Annotated in this window: 7 protein-coding genes and 1 pseudogene; 6 read left to right on the top strand and 2 right to left on the bottom strand. The window is 67.2% G+C overall.

Annotated features, from left to right (window positions below):
• A partial coding sequence (gene rlmJ, locus ABZD10_RS11890) for a 23S rRNA (adenine(2030)-N(6))-methyltransferase RlmJ (RefSeq protein WP_372886746.1) occupies positions 1-318 on the bottom strand: 318 nt, incomplete at its 3' end.
• A gap of 172 nt (positions 319-490) precedes the next feature.
• Here rlmJ and ABZD10_RS11885 point away from each other — a divergent pair.
• From ABZD10_RS11885 to ABZD10_RS11860, 6 genes are all read left to right on the top strand, one after another.
• Positions 491-1,531, top strand: a complete 1,041-nt coding sequence (locus tag ABZD10_RS11885) for a rod shape-determining protein (RefSeq protein WP_372886744.1) — start codon at positions 491-493, stop codon at positions 1,529-1,531.
• 65 nt (positions 1,532-1,596) lie between these two features.
• A complete protein-coding gene (gene mreC, locus ABZD10_RS11880; protein ID WP_372886743.1) occupies positions 1,597-2,487 on the top strand; it encodes a rod shape-determining protein MreC in 891 nt (296 codons plus the stop codon).
• Positions 2,480-3,022, top strand: a complete 543-nt coding sequence (locus tag ABZD10_RS11875; protein WP_372886742.1) for a rod shape-determining protein MreD — start codon at positions 2,480-2,482, stop codon at positions 3,020-3,022. The genes mreC and ABZD10_RS11875 overlap by 8 nt, the downstream gene beginning before the upstream one ends.
• Positions 3,019-4,965 carry a penicillin-binding protein 2 gene (gene mrdA, locus ABZD10_RS11870; protein ID WP_372886740.1) on the top strand — a complete coding sequence of 649 codons (1,947 nt, stop codon included), beginning with the start codon at positions 3,019-3,021 and terminating at the stop codon, positions 4,963-4,965. The genes ABZD10_RS11875 and mrdA overlap by 4 nt, the downstream gene beginning before the upstream one ends.
• Positions 4,962-6,101 (top strand): rod shape-determining protein RodA, encoded by a 1,140-nt coding sequence (rodA, locus tag ABZD10_RS11865; RefSeq protein ID WP_372886738.1) that lies wholly within the window; start codon positions 4,962-4,964, stop codon positions 6,099-6,101. Before mrdA ends, rodA begins: the two co-directional genes overlap by 4 nt.
• Positions 6,102-6,195: 94 nt before the next feature.
• Positions 6,196-7,125, top strand: a complete 930-nt coding sequence (locus ABZD10_RS11860) for a 2-hydroxyacid dehydrogenase (protein WP_372886736.1) — start codon at positions 6,196-6,198, stop codon at positions 7,123-7,125.
• Between the two features lie 24 nt (positions 7,126-7,149).
• On the opposite strand, the pseudogene ABZD10_RS11855 reads toward ABZD10_RS11860, so the two are convergent.
• A pseudogene (locus ABZD10_RS11855) lies at positions 7,150-7,553 on the bottom strand (pseudouridine synthase); the annotation flags it as partial.

Here is a 7,553-nt window from a genome sequence, read left to right as displayed (position 1 = left end):
GCGCAGCAGGGTCTCGGCCAGCACCGGCGAGCCGGCGTAAACCGCTTCCCCATGGCGCGCCCGCAGCTTGCCCAGCGCCCGGTGATAGGGGTGGTCGGCGCCGAACCAGCCGGCCACCGCTTCGATCCCCGCCGCCGCCTCGCCGGTTTTCAGCGCCGCCTCGGAGCCGAGGTCATAAAGCCCGCGCCCGGCATGGGTCTCGAGGTAACTCAGCGGTTTTTCCTTGCGCGTCAGATAGTCCAGCATCACCGCCAGAAGCGCGTGTTTCTGGACGTCGGCCAGGTTTCCGGCGTGGTAGATATGTTGATAAGACAGCATCCCCTTCCCTAGCGCGGCGCGGGGCCGAAGAATAGGGGGCAAACACGGCGGAAAGGCGCTGATTCACCCCCGGGGGGGGCTTTCACATGGGGGCCGCCCCCCATATAAGAAACCGGGCCCGCCTCGTCAGAGTCGCGGGCCAATTTCGGGTATTCTGCGGAACGGATATTACATGCTGGGAAAACTGGGCGGCCTGTTCACCTCTGACATGGCCATCGACCTCGGGACGGCCAACACGCTGGTCTATGTCAAGGGCAAGGGTGTGATCCTCAGCGAACCTTCGGTGGTCGCCTATCACGTCAAGGACGGGGTCAAGAAGGTGCTCGCCGTCGGCGAGGACGCCAAGCTGATGCTGGGCCGCACCCCCGGTTCGATCGAGGCCATTCGCCCGATGCGCGACGGGGTGATCGCCGACTTCGACACCGCCGAAGAAATGATCAAGCACTTCATCCGCAAGGTGCACAAACGTTCGACCTTCTCCAAGCCCAAGATCATCGTCTGCGTGCCGCATGGCGCCACCCCGGTGGAAAAACGCGCCATCCGCCAGTCGGTTCTGTCGGCGGGCGCACGTCGCGCCGGGCTGATCGCCGAGCCCATCGCCGCCGCCATCGGCGCCGGCATGCCGATCACCGATCCCACCGGCAACATGGTGGTCGACATCGGCGGCGGCACCACCGAGGTGGCGGTGCTGAGCCTTGGCGACATCGTCTATGCGCGCTCGGTGCGCGTCGGCGGCGACCGCATGGACGAAGCCATCATCAACTATCTGCGCCGCCAGCAGAATCTCCTGGTCGGCGAGAGCACCGCCGAACGTATCAAGACCTCGATCGGCACCGCCCGCATGCCCGACGACGGCCGCGGCCAGTCGATGCAGATCCGTGGCCGCGACCTCTTGAACGGCGTGCCCAAGGAAACCGAGATCAGCCAGGCGCAGGTCGCCGAGGCGCTGGCCGAGCCGGTGCAGCAGATCTGCGAGGCGGTGATGACCGCGCTCGAGGCCACGCCGCCGGATCTTGCCGCCGACATCGTCGACCGTGGCGTGATGCTCACCGGGGGCGGCGCGCTCTTGGGCGATCTCGATCTGGCGCTGCGCGAGCAGACCGGGCTGGCGGTGTCGATCGCCGACGAAAGCCTCAGCTGCGTGGCGCTGGGCACCGGCAAGGCGCTGGAATACGAAAAGCAGCTGCGCCACGCCATCGACTACGACAGCTAGGCCGGATTTGACGGCCGGCACGGGCACGTGCCAGTCTTTTGCAGCAGATCTGAACTGGGGATGATTTGGCCAGGGACCGGAGCCAGGGTGATGATTATGTGGGGCCGCTGAAGCGTCTTCTGCTGGCCACGCTGCTGCTGTGTCTTGTCGCGGTCTTCCTTGTCTGGCGCATCGACAGCCCCCGGGTCGAAAGGTTCCGCGCCCAGGTGGTCGACGCGGTGGTGCCCTCGATGGACTGGGCCATGGCGCCGGTGACCGGCGCGATCAACCTGGCGCGCGACTTCCAGAGCTATCAGCGCATCGTCGAACAGAACCGCGAATTGCGCCGCGAATTGCAGCAGATGAAGGCCTGGAAAGAGGCGGCGCTGCAGCTCGAACAGGAAAACGCCCGGCTTCTCGATCTCAACAACGTGCGGCTTGACCCGCGGCTGACCTTCGTCACCGGCGTGGTGCTGGCCGACAGCGGCTCGCCGTTCCGCCAGTCGGTGCTGCTCAATATAGGCGCCCGCGACGGGGTGGTCGACGGCTGGGCGGCGATGGACGGTATCGGTCTTGTGGGGCGGATTTCCGGGGTCGGCAAATCCTCGAGCCGGGTGATCCTGCTCAGCGACAGCTCGAGCCGCATCCCGGTGCTGATCCAGCCCTCGGGGCAGACCGCGATCGTCGCCGGCGACAATTCCATCGCCCCTTTCATCGACTTTCTGGAAAACCCCGATCAGGTCCGCCCCGGCGACCGGGTGATCTCTTCCGGTGACGGCGGGGTCTTTCCCAGCGGCCTTCTGGTCGGGCAGGTCGCCATCGACCCGGGCGGGCGCCTGCGGGTGCGGCTGGCCGCCGATTACGAAAGGCTCGAATTCCTGCGGGTGCTGCGCGACCATGGACAGGAGAAGATCACGGCACCGGGCGGGGTCATCCTGCCGGGGGCCATGCCCGAGGGCGGGGCGCAGGATGGCTGAGGCAACGGCAAATACGCGCAAATGGCAGATGCGGCTGGTCTACCTGCTGCTGGTCCTGGCGATCCTCTATCTTCAGCTGCTGCCGCTGCAAACCGCGCCGCGCAGCTGGGCCGGACCCGACCTGATCCTGCTGTTCACCGTCGTCTGGGCGATCCGGCGGCCCGAATACGTGCCGGCGCTGTCGGTCGCCGTGGTGGCGCTGTTGGCCGATTTCATTCTCATGCGCCCGCCGGGGGTGATGGCCGCCATATTGGTCGCCGCCCGCCAGATGCTGAAACATCAGGAGCCGGGGCTGCGCGATTCGCCCTTCGCGCTCGAATGGCTGACCGCGGCGGCGGCGCTGGCGGCGATCCTCTTGGCCAACCGGCTGGTGCTGGCGGTGTTTCTTGTCGAACAGCCGGCGCTGGGGATCAGCCTGACCCAGCTGTTCATGAACGTGCTGGCCTATCCGCTGGTGGTCCTGGTGTCGCGGCTCGCGATGGGGGTGCGCAAGCTGCGCCCGGGCGAGACCGATGCCGTCGCAGGTGCCCCGTGACGCGCCCGGGCCCGGATCACGGCGGCGCCCACCGCACGCTCAGCCGGCGGGCCTTGCTGCTGGGGGGCGTGCAGCTGGGTTTCATGGGACTCCTGGCGCTGCGCATGCGCCAGCTGCAGATCAACCAGGCCGACCAATACCGCCTTCTGGCCGAGGAAAACCGCGTCAATATCCGGCTGCTGCCGCCGGCCCGGGGCGAGATCTTCGACCGCAATGGCGTGCCGATCGCCCGTAATCAGCCATCGTACCGTATCAGCATCGTGCGCGAGGATGCCGGCGACGTCGAGGCGGTGATCGGCCGGCTGGCGACCCTCGTCGAGCTGGACCCCGAGGCGCTGAACCGGGCGCGGGCCGAGATGAAGCGTTCGGCGCCCTTCCTGCCGGTGACCCTGGCCGACCATGTCAGCTGGGAGGAAATGAGCCGGGTGGCGGTCAATGCGCCGGCCCTGCCGGGCGTGACACCCGAGGTGGGCCTGTCGCGGCAATACCCGCTGGACGGCGATTTCGCCCATGTGGTCGGCTATGTCGGACCGGTCAGCGACTATGACCTGTCCAAGATCGAACGTCCCGACCCGCTGCTGCGGATCCCGCGCTTCCAGATCGGCAAGGTCGGGGTCGAGGCCAAGCGCGAGGCCGAGCTGCGCGGCCTGGCCGGTTCCAAGCGGGTCGAGGTGAACTCGGTGGGACGGGTGATGCGCGAGCTGGACCGTCAGGAGGGCCAGCACGGTGAAGACCTGCAACTGACCGTCGATCAGGGCCTGCAATCCTATGTTCAGGCCCGGCTGGGCAACGAAAGCGCGGCGGCGGTAGTCGTCGATTGCCGCAGCGGTGATCTTCTGGCGATCAACTCATCGCCGACCTTTGATCCCAATCTTTTCGTTACCGGCATCTCGGTAGCCGACTACAAGGCGCTGACCGAGAATGCCTATCGGCCCCTGGCGGCGAAATCGGTGCAGGGCACCTATCCGCCGGGATCGACCTTCAAGATGGTGGTGGCGCTGGCGGCGCTGGAAGAGGGCATCATCACCTCGGAAGACACCATCTGGTGCCCGGGCTTTCTGGAGGTGTCGGATCGCAAGTTCCACTGCTGGAAACGGGCCGGGCATGGTCACATGACCCTGCAAAAGGCGCTGCGTGAAAGCTGTGACGTCTATTTCTACGAAGTGGCGCTGCAACTGGGGATCGACAAGATCTCGGCCATGGCCGACCGGCTCGGGCTGGGCATACGCCATGATCTGCCACTTTCGGGCATCGCGCGCGGGCTCAATCCCAGCCGCGACTGGAAGGCCCGCGTGCGTGACCAGCCGTGGGTTCTGGGCGATACCGTCAACACCTCGATCGGACAGGGCTATGTTCTCGCCTCGCCGCTGCAACTGGCGCTGATGACCGCCCGGATCGCCACCGGGCTGGCACTGGAGCCGCGGCTGGTCAAATCCGTCGACGGGGTCGAGACCGCCACCCCCCCGGCGCCGTCGCTGGGGATCAACGAAAACCACCTGCGCCAGGTCCGCAAGGCGATGTTCGCGGTCTCCAACCACCGGCGCGGCACCGCCTATGGCAGCCGGATCATCGAAGACGGTTACCGGCTGGCCGGCAAGACCGGCACCAGCCAGGTGCGCAACATCAGCGCCGCCGAACGCGCCAGCGGCGTGACCAAGAACGAAGACCTGCCCTGGGAGCGCCGCGACCATGCGCTGTTCGTCAATTTCGCGCCCTTCGAAGCGCCGGAAATCGCCGTTGCGGTGGTGGTCGAACACGGCGGCGGCGGCTCGACCGCGGCGGCGCCGATCGCCCGCGACATCACCCTTCAGGCGCTTTACGGCGCCGAACCGCCGCTCAGCGCCTATCCGGCGCGCGACCGCGAGGCCATCGCCGCGCAACAGGAGCGGCTGCGGGCGGTGATCCCCGACCGGCAGGGCAGGCGGAGCGGGGCGCGGACATGAGTTATCTGGAATATTCGGTCAAGACCGTCCCCACCGGCCTGCGCAAGATCCTTTATCTCAACTGGCCGCTGGTCCTGCTGTTGGCAACGGTGGCCGGGGTCGGATTCATGATGCTCTATTCCGTGGCCGGCGGCTCCTTCAGCCCCTGGGCGGCGCCGCAGATCAAGCGCTTTGGCCTCGGGTTGTCGCTGATGCTGGTGGTGGCCATGGTGCCGATCTGGTTCTGGCGCAACATGTCGGGCCTGGCCTATGTGGCGACGATCGTGCTGCTGGTGCTGGTCGAGCTGATGGGCAGTGTCGGCATGGGGGCGCAGCGCTGGATCGACCTTGGTTTCATGCGGCTGCAACCTTCGGAGCTGATGAAGATCACGCTGGTGATGGCGCTGGCGGCCTATTACGACTGGCTGCCGCCCGGGCGGCTGTCGCGGCCGCTGTGGGTGGTGCTTCCGGTGGTGCTGATCCTGCTGCCGACCGCGCTGGTGCTGCGCCAGCCCGATCTCGGAACCGCGCTTTTGCTGCTGTTCGGCGGCGCCATGGTAATGTTCATGGCCGGCGTCCACTGGGGCTATTTCGCCGCCGTCTTTGCCATCGGGCTGGGGCTGGTGACGGCGGTGTTCCAGTCGCGCGGCACCGATTGGCAGCTCTTGAAGGACTACCAGTTCCGCCGCATCGACACCTTTCTCGATCCGGCCAGCGACCCCCTTGGCGCGGGCTATCACATCACCCAGTCCAAGATCGCCCTCGGCTCGGGCGGCTGGACCGGGCGCGGTTTCATGCAGGGCACCCAGTCGCGGCTCAACTTCCTGCCCGAGAAACACACCGACTTCATCTTTACCACCCTGGCCGAGGAATTCGGCTTTGTCGGCAGTATCTCGCTTTTGGGCTTCTATGCGCTGATCGTCATCTTCTGCGTGCTGGCAGCGCTGGCCAACCGCGACCGCTTTTCATCGCTGCTGACGCTGGGCATCGCGGCGGCCTTCTTCCTGTTCTTCGCGGTCAACATGTCGATGGTCATGGGGCTGGCGCCGGTGGTCGGCGTGCCGCTGCCGATGGTCTCTTACGGCGGTTCGGCGATGCTGGTGCTGATGGTGGCCTTTGGCCTGATCCAGAGCGCCCATGTTCACCGCCCCCGCTAGCCGGCCAAGGCGGGGCTTGCACTTGCCGCCGCGCTGTGGCCTGACTGGTGCCGAACATCTTCGCGCAACCCCCGAGTAATTCCGGACCCCTGCCATGATCAACGTGCTGTTCGCCGCCCGCCCCGAACGCTGGGAGACCTATGAAACCCCGCTGCGCAGGGCCTTTGCCGAGGCCGGGCTCGAGGTTGACCTGCGCGCTGAGTTTGCGCCATCCGATGTCGATTACATCGTCTACGCCCCCAATGGCGCGGTGCAGGATTTCACCCCCTACCGGCGCTGCAAGGCGGTGCTCAGCCTCTGGGCCGGGGTGGAAAGCATCGTCGACAACGCCACCCTGACCCAGCCGCTGGCAAGGCTGGTCGACCAGGGGCTGACCCAGGGCATGGTGGAATGGGTGAGCGGCCATGTGCTGCGTCACCATCTGGGGATCGACCGGCATATTCTGGGGCAGGACGGCGTCTGGCGCGCCGAGGTGCCGCCGCTGGCGCCCGACCGCCGGGTGACGGTGCTTGGCCTCGGGGCGCTGGGCATGGCCTGTGCCCGCGCCCTTGCCGATCTCGGCTTTGACGTCAGCGGCTGGAGCCGCAGCCCGAAAGAGGCCGAGGGCGTCACCTGTCTCAGCGGCGCCGAGGGGCTTGACCGGGCGCTGGCCCGCGCCGACATCCTGGTGCTTCTCTTGCCGCGCACCGCCGCCACCGACAATATCGTCGATGCCCGTGCGCTTGGGCTCTTGCCCGAGGGGGCGGTGATCCTCAATCCCGGGCGCGGCCAGCTGATCGACGATGCGGCGCTTTTGGCGGCGCTGGACGACGGGCGGGTCGGCCATGCGACACTGGATGTGTTCCGCACCGAGCCCCTGCCGCCCGAACATCGCTTTTGGGCGCACCCCCGGGTCACCGTGACCCCGCATATCGCCAGCGAAACCCGGCCCGGCAGCGCCAGCCGGGTGATCGCCGAGAACATCCGGCGCGGTGAAGCCGGCGAAGCCTTTCTGCATCTGGTCGATCGCGACAGCGGCTACTAAGACCGCCTGCGCCCGGCCCTGCTGCTAGTTGCGCCGCCGGCGCTGCGGGCTGCGGCGCTTTTCGGTCGGTTTCTCTGCCTCGCCGCCAAGCTGGTCGCGCAGCACCCGGCGGCGGACTTCCTCGACCTCGCCCTGTTTCAGCTGACCCAGCTGGAAGGGGCCGTAAGAGACCCGGATCAGCCGGTTCACCGACAGGCCGACCGCCTCCATGGCGCGGCGGATCTCGCGGTTGCGGCCCTCGCGCAGCCCGACGGTGAGCCAGGCATTGGCGCCCTGCTGGCGGTCCAGCGCCACCTGCATCGGCTGAAAGCGTTCGCCGTCGATGGTGATGCCCTTGCGCAGCGGCTCAAGCGTTTCCTCGGCGGGGCGCCCGTTGACCCGCACCCGGTACTTGCGCAGCCAGCCGGTGGAAGGCAATTCCAGTTTGC

Origin of the sequence: Shimia sp., assembly GCF_041624275.1 — a bacterium.
GTDB lineage: Bacteria > Pseudomonadota > Alphaproteobacteria > Rhodobacterales > Rhodobacteraceae > Shimia.
The sequence above is the reverse complement of the archived record's forward strand: the minus strand, read 5'-3'. Positions and strand labels throughout refer to the sequence as shown.

What these genes read in the sequence shown, in the direction of transcription:
- ABZD10_RS11885 (WP_372886744.1), top strand. Translation starts at nt 491, where the DNA reads ATGCTGGGAAAACTGGGCGGCCTGTTCACCTCTGACATGGCCATCGAC.
- ABZD10_RS11875 (WP_372886742.1), top strand. Translation starts at nt 2,480, where the DNA reads ATGGCTGAGGCAACGGCAAATACGCGCAAATGGCAGATGCGGCTGGTC.
- rodA (WP_372886738.1), top strand. Translation starts at nt 4,962, where the DNA reads ATGAGTTATCTGGAATATTCGGTCAAGACCGTCCCCACCGGCCTGCGC.
- ABZD10_RS11860 (WP_372886736.1), top strand. Translation starts at nt 6,196, where the DNA reads ATGATCAACGTGCTGTTCGCCGCCCGCCCCGAACGCTGGGAGACCTAT.